18 protein-coding genes are annotated in these 21,684 nt (G+C 56.4%); 14 read left to right on the forward strand and 4 right to left on the reverse strand.

Going from position 1 to position 21,684, the window contains the following annotated elements; all coding sequences use genetic code 11:
* The first annotated feature begins 286 nt into the window (after positions 1–286).
* The 9 genes from cyoA to putA all read left to right on the forward strand — a co-directional run bounded on the left by cyoA (position 287) and on the right by putA (position 13,577).
* Positions 287–1,234: a cytochrome o ubiquinol oxidase subunit II gene (gene cyoA / locus Q7O77_RS01160; protein ID WP_304162614.1), complete on the forward strand. Its 948-nt coding sequence runs from the start codon at positions 287–289 to the stop codon at positions 1,232–1,234.
* A gap of 20 nt (positions 1,235–1,254) precedes the next feature.
* Positions 1,255–3,249, forward strand: coding sequence for a cytochrome o ubiquinol oxidase subunit I (cyoB, locus tag Q7O77_RS01165; RefSeq protein WP_085651709.1), 1,995 nt, complete (start codon positions 1,255–1,257; stop codon positions 3,247–3,249).
* Positions 3,239–3,853, forward strand: a complete 615-nt coding sequence (locus Q7O77_RS01170) for a cytochrome o ubiquinol oxidase subunit III (RefSeq protein WP_085651708.1) — start codon at positions 3,239–3,241, stop codon at positions 3,851–3,853. Before cyoB ends, Q7O77_RS01170 begins: the two co-directional genes overlap by 11 nt.
* The gene (locus tag Q7O77_RS01175) at positions 3,853–4,185 is read left to right on the forward strand and encodes a cytochrome o ubiquinol oxidase subunit IV (RefSeq protein ID WP_094118531.1); all 333 of its coding nucleotides are present in this window, start codon (positions 3,853–3,855) and stop codon (positions 4,183–4,185) included. The genes Q7O77_RS01170 and Q7O77_RS01175 overlap by 1 nt, the downstream gene beginning before the upstream one ends.
* A gap of 16 nt (positions 4,186–4,201) precedes the next feature.
* Complete coding sequence (cyoE, locus tag Q7O77_RS01180; RefSeq protein WP_304162657.1) at positions 4,202–5,092, forward strand: heme o synthase; 891 nt, start codon at positions 4,202–4,204, stop codon at positions 5,090–5,092.
* Positions 5,093–5,239: 147 nt separating this feature from the next.
* On the forward strand, positions 5,240–6,613 hold the full coding sequence (locus Q7O77_RS01185) for an MFS transporter (RefSeq protein WP_304162619.1): 1,374 nt from the start codon (positions 5,240–5,242) through the stop codon (positions 6,611–6,613).
* Positions 6,614–7,078: 465 nt separating this feature from the next.
* Complete coding sequence (locus Q7O77_RS01190) at positions 7,079–7,915, forward strand: ABC transporter substrate-binding protein (protein ID WP_304162622.1); 837 nt, start codon at positions 7,079–7,081, stop codon at positions 7,913–7,915.
* Positions 7,916–8,173: 258 nt separating this feature from the next.
* Complete coding sequence (locus Q7O77_RS01195) at positions 8,174–9,715, forward strand: amino acid ABC transporter permease/ATP-binding protein (RefSeq protein ID WP_304162625.1); 1,542 nt, start codon at positions 8,174–8,176, stop codon at positions 9,713–9,715.
* An 82-nt stretch (positions 9,716–9,797) separates the two neighbouring features.
* On the forward strand, positions 9,798–13,577 hold the full coding sequence (putA, locus tag Q7O77_RS01200) for a trifunctional transcriptional regulator/proline dehydrogenase/L-glutamate gamma-semialdehyde dehydrogenase (protein WP_304162629.1): 3,780 nt from the start codon (positions 9,798–9,800) through the stop codon (positions 13,575–13,577).
* Positions 13,578–13,627: 50 nt separating this feature from the next.
* On the opposite strand, the gene Q7O77_RS01205 is transcribed toward putA, so the two are convergent.
* Positions 13,628–14,119, reverse strand: coding sequence for a YajQ family cyclic di-GMP-binding protein (locus tag Q7O77_RS01205; protein WP_085651702.1), 492 nt, complete (start codon positions 14,117–14,119; stop codon positions 13,628–13,630).
* A 191-nt stretch (positions 14,120–14,310) separates the two neighbouring features.
* Between Q7O77_RS01205 and panE the strand changes: the two genes are divergently transcribed.
* Together panE and yajL are read left to right on the forward strand one after the other, a co-directional pair.
* Complete coding sequence (panE, locus tag Q7O77_RS01210; RefSeq protein WP_304162634.1) at positions 14,311–15,234, forward strand: 2-dehydropantoate 2-reductase; 924 nt, start codon at positions 14,311–14,313, stop codon at positions 15,232–15,234.
* Positions 15,197–15,787 (forward strand): protein deglycase YajL, encoded by a 591-nt coding sequence (yajL, locus tag Q7O77_RS01215; protein ID WP_304162637.1) that lies wholly within the window; start codon positions 15,197–15,199, stop codon positions 15,785–15,787. The genes panE and yajL overlap by 38 nt, the downstream gene beginning before the upstream one ends.
* 56 nt (positions 15,788–15,843) lie before the next feature.
* On the opposite strand, the gene thiI is transcribed toward yajL, so the two are convergent.
* Positions 15,844–17,292, reverse strand: coding sequence for a tRNA uracil 4-sulfurtransferase ThiI (gene thiI / locus Q7O77_RS01220; protein ID WP_304162638.1), 1,449 nt, complete (start codon positions 17,290–17,292; stop codon positions 15,844–15,846).
* A 237-nt stretch (positions 17,293–17,529) separates the two neighbouring features.
* On the opposite strand from thiI, the gene xseB reads away from it, so the two are divergent.
* From xseB to dxs, 3 genes are read left to right on the forward strand one after another with little or no spacing between them, the layout of a single operon-like run.
* On the forward strand, positions 17,530–17,772 hold the full coding sequence (xseB, locus tag Q7O77_RS01225) for an exodeoxyribonuclease VII small subunit (RefSeq protein ID WP_304162641.1): 243 nt from the start codon (positions 17,530–17,532) through the stop codon (positions 17,770–17,772).
* Between the two features lie 7 nt (positions 17,773–17,779).
* Positions 17,780–18,691 carry a (2E,6E)-farnesyl diphosphate synthase gene (ispA, locus tag Q7O77_RS01230; protein ID WP_304162643.1) on the forward strand — a complete coding sequence of 304 codons (912 nt, stop codon included), beginning with the start codon at positions 17,780–17,782 and terminating at the stop codon, positions 18,689–18,691.
* A 33-nt stretch (positions 18,692–18,724) separates the two neighbouring features.
* On the forward strand, positions 18,725–20,587 hold the full coding sequence (gene dxs / locus Q7O77_RS01235) for a 1-deoxy-D-xylulose-5-phosphate synthase (RefSeq protein ID WP_304162647.1): 1,863 nt from the start codon (positions 18,725–18,727) through the stop codon (positions 20,585–20,587).
* 107 nt (positions 20,588–20,694) lie between these two features.
* Here the strand turns inward: dxs and pgpA are convergent, their stop codons facing one another.
* Together pgpA and Q7O77_RS01245 are read right to left on the reverse strand one after the other, a co-directional pair.
* Positions 20,695–21,210, reverse strand: coding sequence for a phosphatidylglycerophosphatase A (pgpA, locus tag Q7O77_RS01240; RefSeq protein ID WP_304162650.1), 516 nt, complete (start codon positions 21,208–21,210; stop codon positions 20,695–20,697).
* A partial coding sequence (locus Q7O77_RS01245) for an AIR synthase-related protein (RefSeq protein WP_304162653.1) occupies positions 21,191–21,684 on the reverse strand: 494 nt, incomplete at its 5' end. The genes pgpA and Q7O77_RS01245, both read right to left, overlap by 20 nt.

Genomic DNA, 21,684 nt, shown 5'->3' on the forward strand with positions numbered 1-21,684 from the left:
ACTTTGACAAACCGTCATCTCGCACTAGACCTTAATAGCAGTGGCACGATAATTTTTGAGGACGCGGTGTCATTTTCCATACGGATATGTCATTCCCTAAAGAAACTATTACCCACTGTTTTTAAATATATTTTTTTACAAACCGCCACATTAGTGACACAAAGAGAAAATCAGAGTAACAAGCAACTGACAACACTTTAATCATGTTTACAGTGTGGTAACCTTCCCGTAAAATGCCCGCTCGCGTGAAATAACAGATAGAGCCCCTTGTCATTGAGGTCGCTAGATGAGACTCAGGAAATACAATAAATTTTTGGGGATGTTCTCTTTATTTGCAGCCACCCTGCTCCTTAACGGCTGTGATATGGCATTGATGAACCCCAAAGGACAAATTGGGCTTGAACAGCGTTCGCTAATACTGACTGCCCTCGGGCTGATGTTGATCGTTGTCATCCCGGTGATCATTTTGACGATCGTATTTGCCAGGAAGTACAGAGCTTCCAACGATAAGGCCAAATACACGCCAAACTGGTCACACTCCAATAAGATCGAAGCCGTAGTTTGGACGGTACCCATCATCATCATCGTCATCCTCGCAACCATCACCTGGAAGACAACCCACCAGCTTGACCCATACAAACCATTGGATTCCGACGTCAAACCTATTAACGTCGAAGTCGTATCGCTTGACTGGAAATGGCTGTTTATCTATCCCGATTTGGGTATTGCCAGCGTGAACGAACTCGCCTTCCCGGCCAACGTTCCCGTCTCGTTCAAAATCACCTCCAACTCCGTCATGAACTCGCTGTTCATCCCTCGCCTCGGCGGGCAGATTTACGCCATGGCCGGTATGCAAACGCAGCTGCACCTGATCGCGAATGAACCGGGCAAGTACGACGGTATTTCCGGTGCTTACAGCGGCAAAGGCTTTTCCGGTATGAAATTCACCGCTATCGCAACGCCGAATCAACAGGCATTTGATCAGTGGGTGAATTCGGTGCGTCAGTCTTCCCATACGCTGAGCAACATGGGTGAATTCGAAAAACTGGCACTCCCCAGTGAATATCATCCCGTCGAGTACTTCTCGCAGGTACAGCCGGACCTGTTCCGACAGGTGATTACCAAATTTACTGGCAACGAAATGCACATGCAGCACCATGCGGAAAGCGCGCCGAAAGATGAAGGCATGCAGTCTCATGAAAGCATGGACATGAGCGAGCACTCCTCTCATTAAAGGAGCCGAGGGATAATACGATGTTCGGAAAATTAACTCTTGATGCGGTTCCGTACCATGAACCTATTATCATGGTCACCGTGGCAGCAATCATTCTAGGTGGGCTGGCGCTGCTGGCTTTAATCACCTATTTCGGCAAATGGAAATGGCTGTGGACCGAATGGTTCACTTCCGTTGACCATAAGAAAATCGGCATCATGTATGTCATCGTCGCTCTGGTGATGATGCTGCGCGGCTTCGCCGACGCCATCATGATGCGTACTCAGCAGGCGCTGGCCTCGGCCGGTGAGGCCGGTTTCCTTCCACCTCACCACTACGACCAGATCTTTACCGCGCACGGCGTGATTATGATTTTCTTCGTGGCGACGCCGTTCGTGGTCGGCCTGATGAACCTGGTCGTTCCGTTGCAAATCGGCGCTCGCGACGTTGCTTTCCCTTTCCTGAACTCGCTCAGTTTCTGGATGTTTGTCGCCGGGGTCATCCTGGTCAACATCTCGCTGGGTGTGGGTGAATTCGCCCAGACGGGTTGGGTTGCCTATCCTCCCCTTTCGGGTAAGGAGTACAGTCCCGGCGTCGGGGTCGACTACTGGATATGGAGTCTGCAGATATCCGGGCTGGGAACCACGCTGACCGGTGTGAACTTCTTCGCCACCATCATGAAAATGCGCGCGCCCGGCATGAGCATGATGAAGATGCCTGTTTTCACCTGGGCGTCGTTGTGTACTAACGTCCTGATCATCGCAGCATTCCCGATCCTGACGGTCACCATTGCGCTACTGACGTTGGACCGTTATCTGGGCACCCATTTCTTCACCAACGATATGGGCGGCAACATGATGATGTACATCAACCTCATCTGGGCCTGGGGCCATCCTGAGGTGTACATCCTGGTGCTACCGGTCTTCGGCGTGTTCTCCGAGGTGACCGCGACCTTCTGCCGCAAACGCCTGTTCGGCTATACGTCACTGGTGTGGGCGACCATCGCCATCACCGTGCTGTCGTTTATCGTATGGCTGCACCACTTCTTTACGATGGGGTCCGGCGCGAACGTGAATGCCTTCTTCGGCATCGCCACCATGATCATTTCCATCCCGACCGGGGTGAAAATCTTCAACTGGCTGTTCACGATGTATCAGGGACGCATTCAGCCTAACTCGGCGATGCTGTGGACCATCGGCTTCATCATCACCTTCTCTATCGGTGGGATGACCGGGGTACTGCTGGCCGTACCGGGCGCGAACTTCGTGCTGCACAACAGCCTGTTCCTGATCGCCCACTTCCATAACGTCATTATCGGCGGCGTGGTGTTCGGCTGCTTCGCAGGGATCACCTACTGGTTCCCGAAAGCCTTCGGCTTCACCCTGAACGAAACCTGGGGTAAACGTGCTTTCTGGTGCTGGATCATCGGCTTCTTCGTGGCCTTTATGCCGCTGTATGCGCTGGGCTTCATGGGCATGACGCGTCGTTTGAGCCAGCAGATCAACCCGGAATTCCACCCGCTGCTGATGGTAGCTTCGGCCGGTGCCGCGCTGATTGCGCTGGGTATCCTGTGTCAGCTGATTCAGTTCGTTGTCAGTATCCGCGACCGCGAACAGAACCGCGACCTAACCGGCGACCCGTGGGATGCGCGTACGCTGGAGTGGGCGACCTCCTCCCCTGCCCCGTTCTATAACTTTGCGGTCGTTCCGCAGGTTCATGACCGTGATGCATTCTGGGAAGAGAAAGAGAAGGGCGAGGCCTATCGTCGGCCGAACGGCGGCTATGAAGAAATTCATATGCCTAAGAACACCGCCGCGGGTCTGGTCATCTCCGCCTTCGCTCTGGTCTTCGGTTTTGCCATGATCTGGTACATCTGGTGGCTGGCCGCCGTCGGTTTCGTCGGCATGATAGCGACCTGGATTGTGCACAGTTTCAATCAGGACGTGGACTACTACGTTCCCGTAGAAGAAATCGAGCGCATTGAAAACGCAAATTTCGAGAAACTCAGCAAGGCAGGCGTGAAAAATGTCCACTGATACTTTGAGTCACACGAATAACGCCCATGCAGAGCATGGGCATCACGATGCGGGAGCCACGAAAGTGTTCGGCTTCTGGATCTACCTGATGAGCGACTGCATTCTGTTTGCCTCGCTATTCGCCACCTATGCCGTCCTGGTGGACGGCGTTGCCGGCGGACCGACGGGTAAAGACATTTTTGAGCTGCCGTTTGTCCTGGTCGAAACCTTCGCCCTGCTGTTCAGTAGTATCACCTACGGCATGGCGATGATCGCCATGAACAAGGGCGACAAGTCTCGGGTTAACCAGTGGCTGGCGCTGACGTTCCTGTTCGGCCTGATCTTCATCGGCATGGAGCTTTACGAGTTCCATCACCTGATTGCAGAAGGATACGGTCCGGATCGCAGCGCGTTCCTGTCCGGTTTCTTTGCGCTGGTCGGCACGCACGGTATTCATGTCACCAGCGGCTTGATCTGGCTGGCTATCATGATGATTCAGGTCTCCCGCCGCGGTCTGACCGCGACCAACAAAACCCGCCTGATGTGCCTCAGCCTGTTCTGGCACTTCCTTGACGTGGTGTGGATCTGCGTCTTCACCGTTGTTTATCTGATGGGGGCGATGTAATGAGTCACTCAACGCATGACAGTGCGGGCGCCAGCCACGGCACCGCCAAGTCCTATCTGACCGGCTTTATCCTGTCCATCATCCTCACCGTGATCCCCTTCGCGATGGTGATGACGGGCGCCGCGGCGACGCACATCATTCTGCTGACCGTGGTCGGCTGCGCCGTCGTACAGATTCTGGTCCATCTGGTGTATTTCCTGCACCTGAATACGTCGTCGCAAGAGCGCTGGAACGTTGTCGCGCTTGTCTTTACCGCCCTGATTATCGCGATTGTAGTTGGGGGTTCTATATGGATTATGTGGAACACCCATCACAACATGATGATTCAGTAACTGGACCGTCACAATGATGATTAAGCAATACCTACAGGTCACCAAGCCGGGCATTATTTTTGGCAACCTGATTTCTGTCATCGGGGGATTTTTACTCGCGGCCAACGGCAGCATTGATTATTCCCTGTTTATCGCGACGCTCTTCGGGGTGTCGCTGGTCGTGGCTTCCGGTTGCGTGTTCAACAACGTCATCGACCGCGATATCGACAAAAAAATGGAGAGAACCAAAAACCGCGTTCTGGTGCGAGGACTGATTTCGCTGAAGGTGACGTTGGCGTATGCCGCGCTGCTGGGTATTGCGGGCTTTGCCTTGCTGTATATCGCCGCCAATCCGCTAGCAATGTGGCTGGCGGTGATGGGCTTTATCGTGTACGTCGGCGTCTACAGCCTCTATATGAAACGCCATTCCGTCTATGGCACCCTGATCGGCAGCCTGTCTGGCGCGGCCCCGCCGGTCATCGGCTACTGCGCCGTCAGCAACCAGTTCGACGCTGGCGCGCTGATCCTGCTGCTGATTTTCAGCCTGTGGCAAATGCCCCACTCCTACGCTATCGCCATTTTCCGCTTCAAAGACTACCAGGCCGCCAATATCCCGGTGCTGCCGGTGGTGAAAGGGATCTCCGTCGCGAAGCATCATATTACGCTGTACATTCTGGCGTTTATGATTGCCACGCTGATGCTCTCTCTGGGCGGCTACGCTGGATACAAATATCTGGTGGTTGCGGCGGCGGTCAGCCTGTGGTGGCTGGGCATGGCGCTGTCCGGGTACAAAAACCTGAATGACGATCGCGTCTGGGCCAAGAAGTTGTTCGTGTTCTCGATTGTCGCCATCACCTCGCTGAGCGTGATGATGTCGATCGACTCCATCACGCCCGCTCAGGAAGCGATGCTGACTTACCTCCGCTAAGGATGTCAGCGTGCAGACAAAAAACAGACGGCTTGCCGTCTGTTTTTTTATTTCTCCCCGACTCCGCCAAATCAGGTAACAAAACGCGCATTTACGCGCGTGCGTCAGAGGCTCTAAAATAACGCCAGAAAAACACCCGAGGTATAGATGAACGATAACCGAATGACGCCTGCCGAGTTACGGGCAACGTGGGGACTGGGGACGGTCTTTTCACTTCGCATGCTGGGCATGTTCATGGTCCTCCCGGTGTTGACCACTTACGGTATGGCGTTGCAAGGCGCCAGCGAATTCCTGATCGGCGTCGCTATCGGCATCTACGGTCTGATGCAGGCGCTCTTCCAAATTCCTTTCGGACTCATGTCGGACCGCATCGGGCGTAAACCCCTCATCGTCGGCGGCCTGCTGATGTTCGCCGCCGGTAGCGTGATCGCCGCGCTCAGCGACTCGATCTGGGGCATTATTCTCGGCCGCGCCCTACAAGGTTCCGGCGCCATCTCCGCGGCGGTCATGGCCTTGCTGTCAGATTTAACGCGTGAACAGAACCGCACCAAAGCGATGGCGTTTATCGGCGTGAGCTTCGGGGTCACCTTCGCCATCGCGATGGTGGTCGGACCTATCGTCACCCACGCGCTGGGCCTGCATGCCCTGTTCTGGGGGATCGCCCTCCTTTCCGTTATCGCCATCGTTATCACGCTCGCCTTTATCCCGAACGCCTCACAGCATGTGCTTAATCGCGAGTCGGCGATTGTGCGCGGCAGCGTCAGAAAAGTGCTGGCGAACAGCCGACTGCTGAAGCTGAACGTCGGCATCATGTGCCTGCATATCCTGTTGATGTCCAGCTTCGTGGCGCTGCCGCGGGCGATGGAGCAAGCGGGACTCCCACCGCAGGATCACTGGAAAGTGTATCTGGCAACGATGCTGATTTCGTTCGTCGCCGTCGTGCCTTTCGTCATTTATGCCGAGCTGAAACGCCGCATGAAACAGGTCTTTATCGTCTGCATCGTCATTCTGATCGCCGCCGAACTGGTATTACTTAGCGCGGAGGGCAGCCAGCTGTGGCGCATTATCATCGGCATTCAGCTGTTTCTGCTGGGATTCAATGTGATGGAGGCCCTCCTGCCTTCGCTCATCAGTAAAGAAGCTCCAGCCGGGTACAAAGGCACCGCCATGGGCGTTTACTCCACCACGCAGTTTATCGGCGTGGCGATTGGCGGCAGTCTGGGCGGCGCGCTATTCGACCTGCACGGCGCGGCTCTCGTCTTCAGCGCCGGGGCCGTCATCGCGCTGGGCTGGCTGATACTCAGCTTCACCATGCAGGAACCGCCCTATCTCAGCAGTCTGCGGCTCACGCTGTCCGATCACACGCTGCAGGACCATCAGCTCGAGCAAAAGATGCGCGGCCTGCCGGGCGTCGCCGAGGTCATCATTGTGCCTCACGAGCAGAGCGCCTATGTCAAAATCGACACCAAGCAGACCAACCGAAAAACGCTGGAGCAGTGGCTCGATACGGCGTCAGTGTAATATCCCAGGATTGACAGCACTCATCCTGCAACCTTCTATACATTGCTGACCAGAGGACGCCCCGTTGCGCGAGGGGCGTTCTCTGGTCAGGCTAAAAAACCCGTCAATTCAGACACCTTTTTCTGATGCCGCCGTTGCACCACGCGCCGCACCGCGTTTGTGCAACCGCACAACGATTGAACATTTCCCGTTCCCCCTATACCGCTCGCCTGCACGATACCGCAAAGATAGGCGCGGCTTCAGCGTCGCCCTGTCTGTTAAAGCGTGAAAATCGCCGGAAGAGAGATTGATTATTTTTTCTTAACAATCCCGGAGGGCAGGCGCTGTCCTGTCGGTCTTCGTCAGCTCTGGCGCAGACGAAGCGCCGTAGCGAACCGCATGACGGGGAAATGGCATGGTATATGCTTGGTCAATAGGACTTGCCCCATACAGCAAACTGGCTCACCGCATAATAAGGACATGATCATGATTGGGAAAAAACCGCTCAACTCCGCTTTTTTCACCCTGAGAAAGGCACTGGGTTTCTGCGCCTTACTCGGTGCCGTCGCGACCGCCCCGGCTTTTTCCGCACCGCTGAAAGTCGGTGCCGACCTTACCTATCCTCCATACAATTATCTTGATAATCATCAACCGGCAGGATTCGATGCCGAGTTTATCCAGCTTGTCGCCGCTGAACTTAAAACCAAACCCGAGTTTATCGATACCCGCTTCGCCAACCTGATTATGGGATTGAATACGGGCAAATTTGACGTGATCGCCTCTTCGCTCTACATCACGCCGGAACGCGCCAAACAGATCGACTTCATCCCCTACGTCAAAACCGGCGGCGTCCTGATCGCGAGAAAAGGCGATCCGTTTCAGCCGACCGAACTCGGCATGCTGTGCGGTAAAAAAGTCAGTTCTATCAGCGGAGCGGCGTGGGTATTGAAGATGTCGCAAGGCTCCAAAACGCTGTGCGTGGATAAAGGGCTGAAACCAATCGATATCCGCGAGTTCCCCACCGCGCCTGAAGCCAGCCAGGCCGTACTGTCACGCGCGGTAGACGTTCAGTTTGATGATGCGGCGGTGGCTTTTGACGTCGCCAACAAAACCCAGAAGCTAACGGTCAGCAGCGGGATCGTCTATCCCATTCTGATCGGGCTGGGTGTGAAGAAAGGCAACGAAGAGAAATTCAGCAGCCTGAATACCGCCGTCCAGACGGTGATCAAATCTCCGGAATACCAGCAGCTGCTGAAAAAATACAACCTGAAATCGTACTCCCCCAGTGAAGTACAGGCGGCGTTAAACGGCACGCTGCAATAAATCATCATCCCGATCCCTTCTCCCTCGGATGCGGGTTGAGCGTGTGGAGAGGGGCATCGTCAGTCAGGCTTCCTATTGCGTCCTGACCGGGTTTGGCGGCGCGTGTCGGCATGACAAGCAGGACGTCACCGATTCACCGTCGTCACATCATCGCGAACAGAAAGCACGGCCGTCGCTTTTCATCATGCGTGTTATTCCGGTGAGCAATCCAGATGCATTACCGATGATGCCAGCGTCAATTTCATCACAGGATAAACTATGGATTTTGATACTCATTATTTCTTTGAGCTGTTCTCTTATTCTGATTTCTGGCAAGCCACGCTGGTCGTGATTGCGCTGAGCGTCTCCTCCTGGGTCGGCGGCAATGTTCTTGGCCTCGTTCTGGCGCTGGCGAAGCAATCCCATTTTCTGCCGTTACGGGCGCTCGCCAAAATCTACATCTGGTTTTTCAGAAGCCTGCCGCTGCTGGTGTTGATTATCCTGATCTATAACCTGCCGCAGTTTTTCACGTCCACGTCAGATCTCCTGTCATCGCCGTTTGTTTCCGGTCTGATCGCGATGGTGCTGTGTGAATCCGCGTTTATCGCTGAGATTTACCGCGGCGGCCTGATGTCCGTACACAAGGGGCAGCTGGAAGCGGCAAAATCCCTCAACATCAATTATGCCGGAATACAAAAACGCATCATCATTCCACAGGCGATGCGCATCGCACTTCCCGCGCTGGCGAATGAATTCATCGTCATCGTCAAACTGACCTCGTTGGTTTCCGTCATCTCACTCGGGGAAATTCTTCTGGTAGGACAGCGGCTGTATACCCAGAACTTCAAGGTTATCGAAACACTGCTCGCGGTGTCGTGCTACTACATCTTCATCGTGACCGTCTTCGATCGTCTGGTGACCGCGCTGGAAAAATGGCTCGACACCGGCAGCCGGAAGGCTCGGGGGTTAAGCGCTCACGAACTCGCCTTGCTGCAGGCGCAACCGCCGGCGCCCGCGTTACAGCCCGCCCGTAAATATGCCAGCGACAAACACCGCGTGACTCTGGCGCTGGAGGGGATCTGCAAGCGCTACGGCAACAAGCCGGTGCTGAAGAATATCAATCTCGCCATCAAAAAAGGCGAAGTGATCGCCATCATCGGCCCTTCCGGCTCGGGCAAGACCTCGTTAATCCGCACCATGAACGGTCTGGAGTCGCTGGATGACGGGAAAATTTTATTGGATGACCAACCTTTCCTTCACCCCACGGATAACGGCAGGCCGACGCAGCACTATTACCAGCAGGCTGAGAAGATCGGCATGGTTTTCCAGGGGTTTTACCTCTTCCCGCACATGACCGCGCTGGAGAATGTGATGTTCGCGCCGCTCTACCATCACACCGGCGCCAAAGACGATATTTTGGCTCAGGGACTCACGCTGCTGAAAAAAGTCGGGCTGCTAGAACACGCACATAAGTACCCCCACCAGCTTTCCGGCGGCCAGCAGCAGCGCGTGGCCATCGCGCGAGCGCTGGCGATGACGCCGTCTATCATGTTGTTTGACGAACCGACCTCGGCGTTGGACCCGGAACTGGTCGGCGACGTGCTGAAAGTCATTGAAAATCTCGCTAACGAGGGGATGACGATGGTGATCGTGACTCACGAAATGTCCTTCGCATTCAAAATCTCCGACCGCATCGTCTTTATGGAAGAAGGCGAAATTCTGGCTGTCGGTAGCCCCAATGACATCCTGCATTCCACGGACGAAAGATTAGTGAAATTTCTCCACAATCAGAAGAGCGCGCTGACGACCCTCGCGCTGTAACGCATGAACGATGGACAGGCTGAAATCACCGTAGCGGCTGCTTTCCCGCCGTAGACTAAGATTAAGTAACGTGAGGTTTATTATGGCTATCGATATCGTAAGAGATGAGGTTATGGACAGAGAAAAAGTGTCGCCGTTCACTGAGCTATCTACGCATTGGACCTCCAGAGAGGACAAGAGAAAAGCCATCTCGCGGGTCTGGGACCAGCCTGAACAGGAAGTGGTGTCCTCTTTGTTTGATACCCTCGACATACCTGACGAAACCGACCACAAGATCCACCAATTAGCCCATTCATTGGCCTCTACGTTACGCAAAAAGAAAGTCAGTAAAGATCGCGAATCGATGATCCAAAACTTGTTGCAGGAGTACTCCCTGTCCTCACGGGAAGGCGTGGCGCTGATGTGTCTGGCGGAAGCCCTGCTGCGTATCCCTGATGACGATACCCGCGACTTATTGATTCGCGACAAACTCTCGGGTCAGAACTGGAAATCTCATTTAGGCAAGAACTCGTCCCTGTTTATCAACGCAGCGACGTGGGGACTGCTCGTCACCGGTTCGGTCGTCAGTTACAGCGATAAACACGCCTTATCTCACAGCGTAAATAATATTATCGCGACCGCCTCTTCCGCGCTGATCCGCAAAGCCATGGACGTCGCCATGCATGTGATGAGCGAACACTTCGTCACCGGAGAAACCATTTCGCGGGCGTTGCAGTCGATAACAAGCATTGAAAAAACCGGGTTCACCTACACTTTTGACATGCTGGGCGAAGCGGCACTGACCCAGAAGGACGCCGACAACTACGTTCAACGCTGTCAGGAGGCGCTGCACGCCATCGGCAAACACAGTAAGGGAAAAGGGATTTATAACGGTACGGAGTTTTCACTCAAGCTGTCGGCGCTGCATCCCCGCTATACGCTGCACCAGTATGAACGGCTGTTCAGCGAACTGTACCCGACGCTGAAGTCGCTGGTGCTGCTCGCCAAATCCTATGACGTCGCGATTACCATTGATGCCGAGGAAGCCGACCGGTTGGACGTCTCGCTGGATCTGCTGGCCCGGCTGTGTCAGGAGCCAGAATTGCAATCGTGGAACGGCATCGGTTTTGTGGTTCAGGCCTACCAAAAGCGTTGCTACAGCGTGATCGGCTATCTGAAAGATCTGGCTCGCCAAACCCACCGCCGCCTGCGGGTGCGTCTGGTCAAAGGCGCTTACTGGGACAGTGAGATCAAACGCGCGCAGGTCGCCGGGCTTGGCGCGTATCCGGTGTTTACGCGCAAGGTCTACTCCGATGTCTCCTATCTGGCCTGCGCGAACGCCCTCTTGTCCGAGCCGGACCTGTTTTACCCCCAGTTCGCCACACACAACGCGCACTCGCTGGCCGCCATCTTTTATCTGGCGGGGGAAACCTTTACCCCGCATCAGTACGAGTTTCAGTGCCTCCACGGCATGGGCGTTCCTCTCTACCGGGAAGTGGTCGGCGCGGAACGCCTGAATCGTCCCTGCCGCATCTACGCCCCGGTGGGCTCTCACGAAACCCTGTTGCCCTATCTGGTCCGCCGGTTGCTGGAAAACGGCTCCAACAGCTCCTTCGTGAATCAGATAGCCGACCCGGAGGTTTCGCTCGATAGCCTGATCGCCAGCCCCGTCAATACCGTCGCCGCGCTGGCGAAAACAGAGCACCAGCTCGGATTGCCCCACCCCCGCATTCCGTTGCCGCGAGATATCTACGGCGCGGATCGTGAGAACGCGCGGGGACTAAACCTGTATAACGAAGCCTGTCTGCATGAGCTGTCCGAGACCCTGACGCACAGCTCACGAGCAAAAATTAGCGCGCAGCCCATCACGGCGACAGGATCTCCGCTCGCCTCGCCAATCGATATCATCAATCCGGCTGATCCGCGCGATGTCGTGGGCACCGTCTGCGAAGCCACCCCCACCGATGTGTCCCATGCTCTCGAGGCCGCGCAACAGGCGACACGCCAGTGGGCCGCCGTTTCTCCGTCGATCCGCGCGGAAAAATTGATCCGCGCCGCCGAATTGATGGAGCAACGCATCGGAGAACTCATCGGCGTGTTGGTCAGAGAGGCGGGAAAAACCTACAGCAATGCCATCGCCGAAGTGCGAGAAGCGGTGGATTTTCTCAACTATTACGCCCTGCAGGTTCAGCAGACATTCGATAATGACAGCCACGTACCGTTGGGCGTCGTCGTTTGCATCAGCCCCTGGAACTTCCCTCTGGCCATTTTTACCGGTCAGATAGCCGCTGCGCTGGCGACCGGTAATACGGTGATTGCCAAACCAGCCGAGCAAACGCCGCTGATCGCCTATCTCGCCGTGAACATCCTGCACGAAGCCGGTATTCCAAACGACGTCTTGCAGATGCTGCCGGGACGCGGCGAAACCGTCGGAGAGCCGCTGATCGCCGACGAGAAGGTCAAAGGGATCATGTTCACCGGTTCTACCGCCGTCGCCCTGTCAATCAACCAACAGATTGCGGGACGTCTGGATGAAGCCGGGCGCCCGATCCCCCTCATTGCGGAAACCGGCGGCATCAATGCCATGATCGTTGACTCGTCCGCATTACCGGAACAGGTCATCATCGACTGTATGACTTCCGCGTTTGATAGCGCCGGTCAGCGCTGCTCCGCCTTAAGATTGTTGTGTATCCAGAATGACGTCGCCGAGCCGCTGCTCGAAGCCTTGCGCGGCACCATGGTCGAATATCAGATGGGTAATCCTGAACAGCTCTCAACGGATATCGGCCCGGTCATTGATGAAGAAGCGATGGGCGCCATCCGTGCGCACATCAGCGCGATGCGCGATAAAGGTTTTCCCGTCTTTCAGGCCAGCCACACCGCGATGCGCGACGTCACAGACGACGCTCAGGGATACTTCATCACCCCTGCGCTTATCGAAATCAACGCTATCGAAGACTTGAAGAAAGAGGTATTCGGTCCGGTGCTGCACGTGCTGCGCTATGACAGCCGCCAGTTGCCGGAGCTGGTGAATAAAATCAACACATTGGGGTATGGTCTCACCTTCGGCATTCACTCTCGCATCGACCGCACCATCAACAAAGTGGCGGAAAGCATCGACGTGGGAAATGTGTATATCAACCGCAATGTGGTGGGCGCCGTCGTCGGCGTTCAGCCCTTCGGGGGCGAAGGACTCTCCGGCACCGGTCCCAAGGCGGGCGGGCCGCTGTACCTGTATCGTCTGCTGAGCCAGTGCCCTGCCGATGCCTCGCTGCAAGGCTTACGCTACACCGCGGTCGCCGGCCCGGAAGCCCTGCCGACCAAGCCCGGCGCCTTTAGCGCCCATACGTCGCTGCAGGCCTGGGCGGAACAGCAGCAAAACAGCGAGCTGCTGCAATGTTGCAAAACGTTCAAAGAAAACAGCGCGGGCTATACCGTGAGCGCCCTTCCCGGTCCGACCGGCGAAGACAACGACTATCGGCTTTTACCTCGAGAACGTGTTTTAGGGATAGCGTTGAATCCACAGGACTTGCTGATCCAACTGGCGGCCGTCACCAGCGTGGGCGGCAAAATGCTGTGGCCGGACACCTCCGTGAACATTGCGCTCTATGAAAAATTGCCCGCCGACGTGAAAGCGGTCATCGACATTACGCCGGTCGCTACGCTTTACGAACAGCCTTTCGACGCGGTGATCCATCACGGCAACGCCGTATCGCTGCAAAACGTCTGCACCCAGCTGGCCGCCAGACACGGCCCTATCGTATCCGTGCAGGGGTTGAGCAGCGGTGACAGCGCAATTCGGCTTGAACGCCTGCTGATTGAACGCGCGATCTGCACCAATTCGGCAGCGGCGGGAGGCAATACGCGTCTGATGACGCTTTAAAGTGAGAAAGGCCAGCATTGCTGGCCTTTTGCTTCTGTCGGGAAGTCCGCTTAGTCGCGGAAATTATTGAACTGGAAAGGCTGCCCCAGATCCGCGCCGCGCACCAGCGCGATCACGTTTTGCAGGTCGTCGCGAGACTTACCCGTCACACGTACCTGCTCGCCCTGAATCTGCGCCTGCACTTTCAGCTTGCTGTCTTTGATCAGCTTGACCAGCTTCTTCGCCTGGGCCGTCTCAATCCCCTGCTTCAGTCCGGCTTCCACGCTGTAGGTTTTACCGCTGTGCTCAAGCTCTTCGGGCACGTCTACCGCACTCCCTTCGATACCGCGTTTAGCCAGTTTCTCCCGCAGAATATCCACCAGCTGCTTAACCTGAAAATCTGACTCGCTCGCCATCTTGATGGTTTGCGCTTTTTCATTCAGATCAAAGCTGGCGGGCACGTTGCGGAAATCCCAGCGGGTGCTCAGCTCGCGTGACGCATTCTCCACCGCATTGCGGACTTCCTGCATATCAATTTCCGAAACAATATCGAAAGATGGCATGATTTATCTCCTGACACAAAAAGGCTGCCGAGCATGATACCCGCTCGACGGTCATAAGCAAAATGGTCGCCGGAGCATGACAGAGACCGCCATCCGCAGGCGGCGAATGCGGCGGACAAAACGATGGGCGATGGCTTATCATGTATAAAGTGATGCAGATCACATTTTCATTTTTACCCTGGGAGAGAGGCATGAAAATTACCGTCCTCGGCTGCGGTGCCATCGGGCAACTCTGGCTCGCAGCGCTTCATCAGCAAGGGCACGACGTCCAAGGCTGGCTGCGCATCCCCCGCCCCTACTGTCCGGTCAATGTGATCACGCTCAACGGCGAACACTGCAACCTGAATTTGACCGCCAACGACCCCGATCATCTGGCGCAGAGCGAGCTGTTACTGGTGACGTTGAAAGCCTGGCAGGTTTCCGACGCCGTTTCCGCTTTGCTGCCGCGTCTGCGTCCGAACTGTACGATCCTGCTGTTGCACAACGGGATGGGGACGTTGGAGGAACTGCCGACGTTAACCCAGCCGGTGCTGGCTGGCATTACCACTCACGCCGCACGACGCGATCGCACTGCTGTCACGCATATCGCCGCAGGCACGACCCACATCGGCGGCGTCAATATCGGCGGCGTCAACGGCATTGACGACCAGAGCTCGCTGGCGGACATTCTGCAGCAGGCTCTGCCGGATGTGGCCTGGCACAACAATATCACCGCCACCTGCTGGCTAAAGCTGGCCGCCAACTGCGTCATCAATCCGCTGACCGCCCTATACCGCTGCTCCAACGGCGAGCTGGCGTCTCGTCCGCAGGAACTGACGTCGCTGTGTCAGGAGATAGCGCAGGTGATGGACCGGGAGGGGCTGCACACCTCCACCGAAAGCCTGTTAATCTATATCCATCAGATTATCCACAATACGGCGGCCAATACCTCTTCGATGCTGCAGGATATCGTGGCGCAGCGGCACACTGAGATTGATTACATCACCGGATACCTGCTGAAACGCGGACGAGCCCACGGCTTAACGCTGCCGGAGAACCGCCGCCTGTTCGAACAGATTAAGAAAAAGGAGAGTGAATATGAGCGCATCGGTACTGGTTTGCCTGGCCCCTGGTAGCGAGGAAATCGAAGCGGTCACCACCATCGATCTGCTGGTCAGAGCCGGTATTCAGGTGACGACCGCCAGCGTTGCCAGCGATGGCGATCTAAACATCACCTGTTCGCGCGGTGTACGTATTCTGGCGGAGGTTCCGCTGGTCGCCGTAGCCGATCGCGCCTTTGACGCGGTGGTCTTGCCGGGCGGACTGGAAGGCGCCGAGTGCTTTCGCGACAGCCCGCTACTGATTGAACGCCTGCGCCAGACGCATCTGGAGGGCAACATCGTCGCCGCGATCTGCGCCTCGCCTGCCGTGGTGCTGGAGTATCACCAGCTTTTCCCGGTCGGAAACATGACCGGCTATCCGGGGCTGAAATCACGCATTCCGGAAGAGAAATGGCTGGATAAACGCGTTGCGTTCGACCCACGCGTTAACCTGCTGACCAGCCAGGGACCAGGCACCAGCATCGACTTCGCCCTGAAGCTGATTGACCTGCTGGTCGGCAAGGCCAAAGCGGCCGACGTTGCCGCTCAGCTGGTGCTGCCGCCCGGCATCTACAATTATCAGGATTGATATTGCATGCACAAAAAAAGGCGCCGAGGCGCCTTTTTTTTATCGCTTAACCGGATTCACGGTCGATAAACCTTCACGTTATTAAAGCCCTGCTCGCGCAAATAAAGCGCCTGCAAACGGCTCATCACGCCGCGTTCGCAGTAGAGCAGATAGGTTTTGCTCTGGTCCAGATCGCCAAACTGGGTCGCCAGTTTGTAGAACGGCAGCGACTTGATTTCGACCTGTTCCAGCGACAGCGGGCGATCGTCCTGTTCGTCTGGAGAGCGAATATCCAGCAGTATGTCGTTGGCGGCGAATGCGTCCACCGTTTCGACTTCCACCACTTCCTGCGTGGTCTGCTCGGCGATCTCACGGATATCCAGATTGCGGGCTTCGCTCACAACGCGGTCGAGAATATCGAAGTCGAACTGGCTCTCTTCGTGCTCGATTTTGGCTTTCACCGCTTTCACCGTCGGGCTTTTCGAGATCACGCCGCAATATTCCGGCATGGTCTTGGCGAAGTCTTCGGTGCCCAGCTGGCGCGCCATGTTGATGATGTGTTCTTTATCGTGCGAGATCAGCGGACGCAGAATCAACGTATCCGTCGCGTTGTCGATCATCCGCAGGTTGGTGAGCGTCTGGCTGGATACCTGTCCCAACGCCTCGCCGGTCACCAGAGCCTGCACGCCGTAGCGTTCGGCCACTTTCGATGCCGCCCGCACCATCATGCGTTTCAGTACAACGCCCATCTGACCGTCGTCAACTTTCTCAAGAATTTCGCCGACCACCGGTTCAAAATCGATGGCGACAAAGCGGACACGATGCGAGCTGCCAAAACGGTTCCACAAATAGTGGGCGACCTGTTTAACGCCGATTTCATGCGCGGCACCGCCCAGATTGAAGAAGCAGTAGTGAACGCGGCAACCGCGACGCATCAGCATGTAACTGGACACGCCGGAGTCGAAACCGCCCGAAATCAACGACAGGACATCCTCCTGCGTACCAATCGGGTAGCCGCCGATGCCTTCATAGCGCCCTTTGATCAACAGCAAACGGTCCTGCTCGATTTCCAGATGCACGGTCATTTGCGGTGACGTCAGATTGACCTTTGCGCTTTCGATATGCTGATTCAGGCCGCCGCCGACGTAGCGCTCAACGTCCTGAGAGCTGAAGTCGTGCTTGCCGCGCCGTTTAACGCGCACGCAGAAGGTTTTGCCTTCTACCTGATCGCGGTACATGGCCAGCGTTTGCTCGAAGATATTGTGCAAATCGGTATAGTCGTGCTCTTCCACTTCGAGGACGTGGTGAATCCCCGGGATACGCGTCAGGGCATCACGTATAATGACGCGCCGGCTTTCGTCTTGAGCACGAACTTCGATATGATCCCAGTGACGGACAACCGCCAGCGTTTCATCATACTGTTTTAAAACGTTTCGGATGTTCCCTGTGAGGATTTTGATAAAGCGCAACCGCACAGATTGGCTTTTGATGGTGATTTCCGGGAACAATTTAATGATAAACTTCATGGTGGCTGTCGTTACTTGATCGTAAAGGCGTAAATAATTTTACCCTAAGGCTAAAATCACGTTATTGGTAATATCGACGTCGCTCCGGCGGTCTTACCAATAGCATCCAGGGCGCGGAGTATATCACTTAATTGCGGCATACGGCGCGTCTTAACCGCACAAAAGCATGATGCGGAACGACGAGCGACGGCCTCCCTTTTGCGCGCCGATACGTAGGAACAGGACCCAAAACCGACTATGCCGAAAAAAAACGAATCACCCGTCAGTTTCGAAAGCTCGCTGAACGAGCTGGAACACATCGTCGCCCGCCTTGAGTCGGGCGATCTACCGTTGGAAGAGGCGCTGCAGGCGTTTGAACAGGGTATTCAGCTGGCGCGTCAAGGCCAGCAGAAGCTGCAGCAGGCGGAGCAGCGCGTGCAGATCCTGCTTAACGATGAACCCGAAGCGGCCCTGACGCCTTTTACCCCGGACAACGAGTAGTCACGCCATGACAGAATTCTTTGAGCAACTGCGTGCTCACCATCAGCGCACGGACGCCACGCTGAGCCGGTTTATCGCCGACCTGCCATTTCAGAATACTCCTCTGGTTGAGGCCATGAGCTATGGGGCATTACTGGGGGGTAAACGGCTGCGTCCGTTTCTGGTCTATACGACCGGACAACTTTTCGGCCTCAAGCTGGAAAGCTTGGATGCGCCAGCGGCGGCCGTCGAGTGCATACACGCCTACTCATTGATTCATGACGACCTGCCTGCCATGGATAACGACGATCTGCGTCGCGGGCAGCCGACCTGCCATATTCGCTTCGGCGAAGCCAGCGCGATCCTGGCCGGAGACGCATTGCAGACGCTGGCATTTTCGATTCTGGCCGATGCGCCGATGCCGCAGGTCAGCGACCGCGACCGCCTGGCGATGGTGTCCGAACTGGCGCAGGCCAGCGGCGTCGCAGGGATGTGCGGCGGCCAGTCGCTGGACTTGGTCGCCGAAGGGCATCAGGTCGATTTAGCCGCGCTGCAACTGATTCACAGTCATAAAACCGGAGCGCTGATCCGGGCCGCCATACGGATGGGCGCTCTGGCCGCAGGCGAAGCGGGACGACAGGCATTGCCCTGCCTCGACCGTTACGCCGCCGCCATCGGATTAGCTTTTCAAGTACAGGATGACATTCTGGATGTCATCGGCGACAGCGCCACCACCGGCAAACGCCAGGGAGCCGATCAGCAACTGGGTAAAAGTACCTATCCGGGGCTATTGGGGTTGGATGAGGCGAAAGACAAGGCACGGCGTCTCTATCAGGACTCACTGGAGGCGCTGGACGATCTGGTCAAAGTCAGTTCCCTTGCGCTGGACGTTGCGCCGCTGCGGGCGCTGGCGAGTTACATCGTTGAACGCGATAAATAATTTCAACATAAGACACCGCTTAATGAGTATCCGATGACCCTTGATATAGCGAAATACCCTACGCTGGCGCTGGTGGAAACCCCGGACGAACTGCGCCTGCTGCCCAAAGAAAGTCTGCCGAAACTGTGCGATGAGCTTCGGCAATACCTGTTGGACAGCGTTAGCCGTTCAAGCGGGCATTTTGCCTCCGGTCTCGGTACGGTGGAATTGACGGTGGCTCTGCACTACGTCTACAACACGCCGTTTGATCACGTGATTTGGGACGTAGGCCATCAGGCCTATCCGCACAAAATCCTGACCGGACGACGTGATCGTATTGCGACCATTCGGCAGAAAGGCGGCCTGCACCCCTTCCCCTGGCGTGAGGAGAGCGAGTTCGACGTACTGAGCGTCGGTCACTCCTCTACGTCCATCAGCGCCGGTATCGGCATGGCGGTCGCCGCCGACCGTGAAGGTCTGGGGCGGCGTACCGTGTGCGTGATCGGCGACGGCGCCATCACCGCCGGGATGGCGTTCGAAGCCATGAACCATGCGGGCGATATCGACCCGGATATTCTGGTAGTGCTCAACGACAATGAAATGTCGATTTCCGAAAACGTCGGCGCCTTGAATAATCATCTGGCGCAGCTGCTGTCCGGCAAGCTCTACTCCACGCTGCGCGAAGGCGGCAAAAAGGTGTTGTCCGGCATGCCACCCATCAAGGAGCTGGTTCGCCGCACCGAAGAACATCTCAAGGCGATGGTCGTGCCCGGCACGCTGTTCGAGGAGCTGGGCTTCAACTATATCGGCCCTATCGACGGCCACGACGTCAACGTGCTGGCGCAGACGCTGAAAAACATGCGGAGCCTCAAAGGGCCGCAGCTGCTGCATATCATGACCAAGAAAGGCCGCGGCTATGCCCCCGCAGAACAGGACCCGATCAGCTGGCACGCCGTGCCTAAATTCGATCCGGCCAGCGGCATGCTTCCCAAGAACAAAGAGGCACTGCCAACCTACTCGAAAATCTTCGGCCAGTGGCTGCTGGAAACCGCCGCAGGCGACAGCAAACTGATGGCGGTTACGCCAGCCATGCGCGAAGGCTCGGGTATGGTCGAGTTCTCCCGTCAATATCCAAAACAGTATTTCGACGTGGCAATCGCCGAGCAGCATGCCGTAACCTTCGCCGCCGGTTTGGCGATTGGCGGCTACAAGCCGGTCGTCGCAATTTACTCCACCTTTTTGCAACGGGCCTACGATCAGGTTATTCACGACGTCGCTATTCAAAAGCTGCCGGTCCTGTTCGCGATCGACCGCGGCGGCATCGTGGGCGCCGACGGGCCAACGCACCAGGGCGCATTCGACCTCTCATTCCTGCGCTGTATCCCCAATATGGTGATCATGACGCCGAGCGATGAGAATGAATGCCGCCTTATGCTGCATACCGGCTATCACTATCAAGATGGGCCGGTGGCCGTTCGCTATCCGCGCGGGAATGGTGTGGGCGTCGAGCTGACGCCGCTGGCGTCGATTGCGATCGGCAAAGGCATTGTGCGTCGCGAAGGCGAGAAGCTGGCCATTCTGAACTTCGGGACACTACTGCCTGAAGCGCGTGAGGCGGCAGAAAAGCTGAATGCGACGCTGGTAGATATGCGTTTCGTCAAACCGTTGGACGTCGAGCTGCTTGATACGCTGACGGCAAACCACGACGCGCTGGTGACGCTGGAAGAGAATGCGGTCATGGGAGGAGCAGGCAGCGGCGTGAACGAGTGGGTCATGGCGAATCGCCGCCCCGTGTCGGTATTGAATCTTGGCCTGCCGGATCGGTTTATTTCTCAGGGTTCCCAGCAGGAAGTCCGCGCCGATCTGGGTCTGGATGCCGCAGGTATTGAGAAAAGCATTCGGGACTGGCTGGCCTGATCTCAGGCTAAGCGCTGATTCCCCGCCGACGCAGCAGCGTCAGGCGGGGAATCAGCAAAAGAAGTGATAAAGCGAGATGAACTACGTGCGCTAGCGGTGGCGCACGTTTACCACGGCAGGGAGTGGCCCAACAGGTAGATAATGGCCGCCGCGACGACACCGGCAATCACATCATCCACCATGATCCCCATACCGCCATGGACGTTACGGTCGAACCAGCGAATGGGCCACGGCTTCCAGATATCAAGAAGACGAAACAGCACAAAACCGGCCGCGACCCAACCCCAATGCATGGAGGGCAGCGCCATCAGCGTAATCCACATCCCGACAAATTCATCCCACACGATACTGCCGTGATCGTGAACGCCCATATCTTTCGCGGTACGCTGACAGAGGTACACGCCGATACCAATGCTGAGCATGACCAACAGCGAGTACAGCTGCCAGGGCAACAAAATCATCAGGTACCACAGCGGAATTGCCGCCAGCGATCCTACCGTTCCCGGCATCCAGGGAGATAATCCACTGCCCAGCCCGGTCGCCAGAAAATGCCACGGATTCAGCATTCGCAGGCGACGTTTCGCCTCACGCGAGCCTTTATTTTCACTCACCAAAGTGGTCATAGCCTTTGAGGTCGATATCGACGGGTTCGTCGTGTTGGAAGAAGCGCAGCCCTTCGGCCGCCGGACACATCTGTCCGATGCAGGTATAGCGCACGCCCAGGTGGCTAAGCGCCAGATCCAACGCGCCGCGATTGAGCTCCGGCACGGTGAAGCAAAGCTCATAGTCCTCTCCCCCGCCCAATGCCCAACGCCTGACGCAATCGGCATCCACCGACTGCTGCAGCGCTTCGGAGTACGGCAGCATATCCAGATTGATATGTGCGCCGCATTCGCTGGCGGTAAGGATATGGCGGAGATCGGAAGCCAGACCGTCGGACAGATCGATGGCGGAATGCGCCAGACCACGTAGCGCCTGCCCTTGCAGGATACGCGGCTGAGGTCGCAGATGACGTTGCACCAGGTAGCGTCGCCGTTCGTCGTCCTCGACCTGCAGGCGATCCTGCAAAATGGCCAGACCCGCAGCGCTGTCGCCCA

Origin of the sequence: Lonsdalea britannica, assembly GCF_946477055.1 — a bacterium.
Taxonomy (GTDB): domain Bacteria; phylum Pseudomonadota; class Gammaproteobacteria; order Enterobacterales; family Enterobacteriaceae; genus Lonsdalea; species Lonsdalea britannica_A.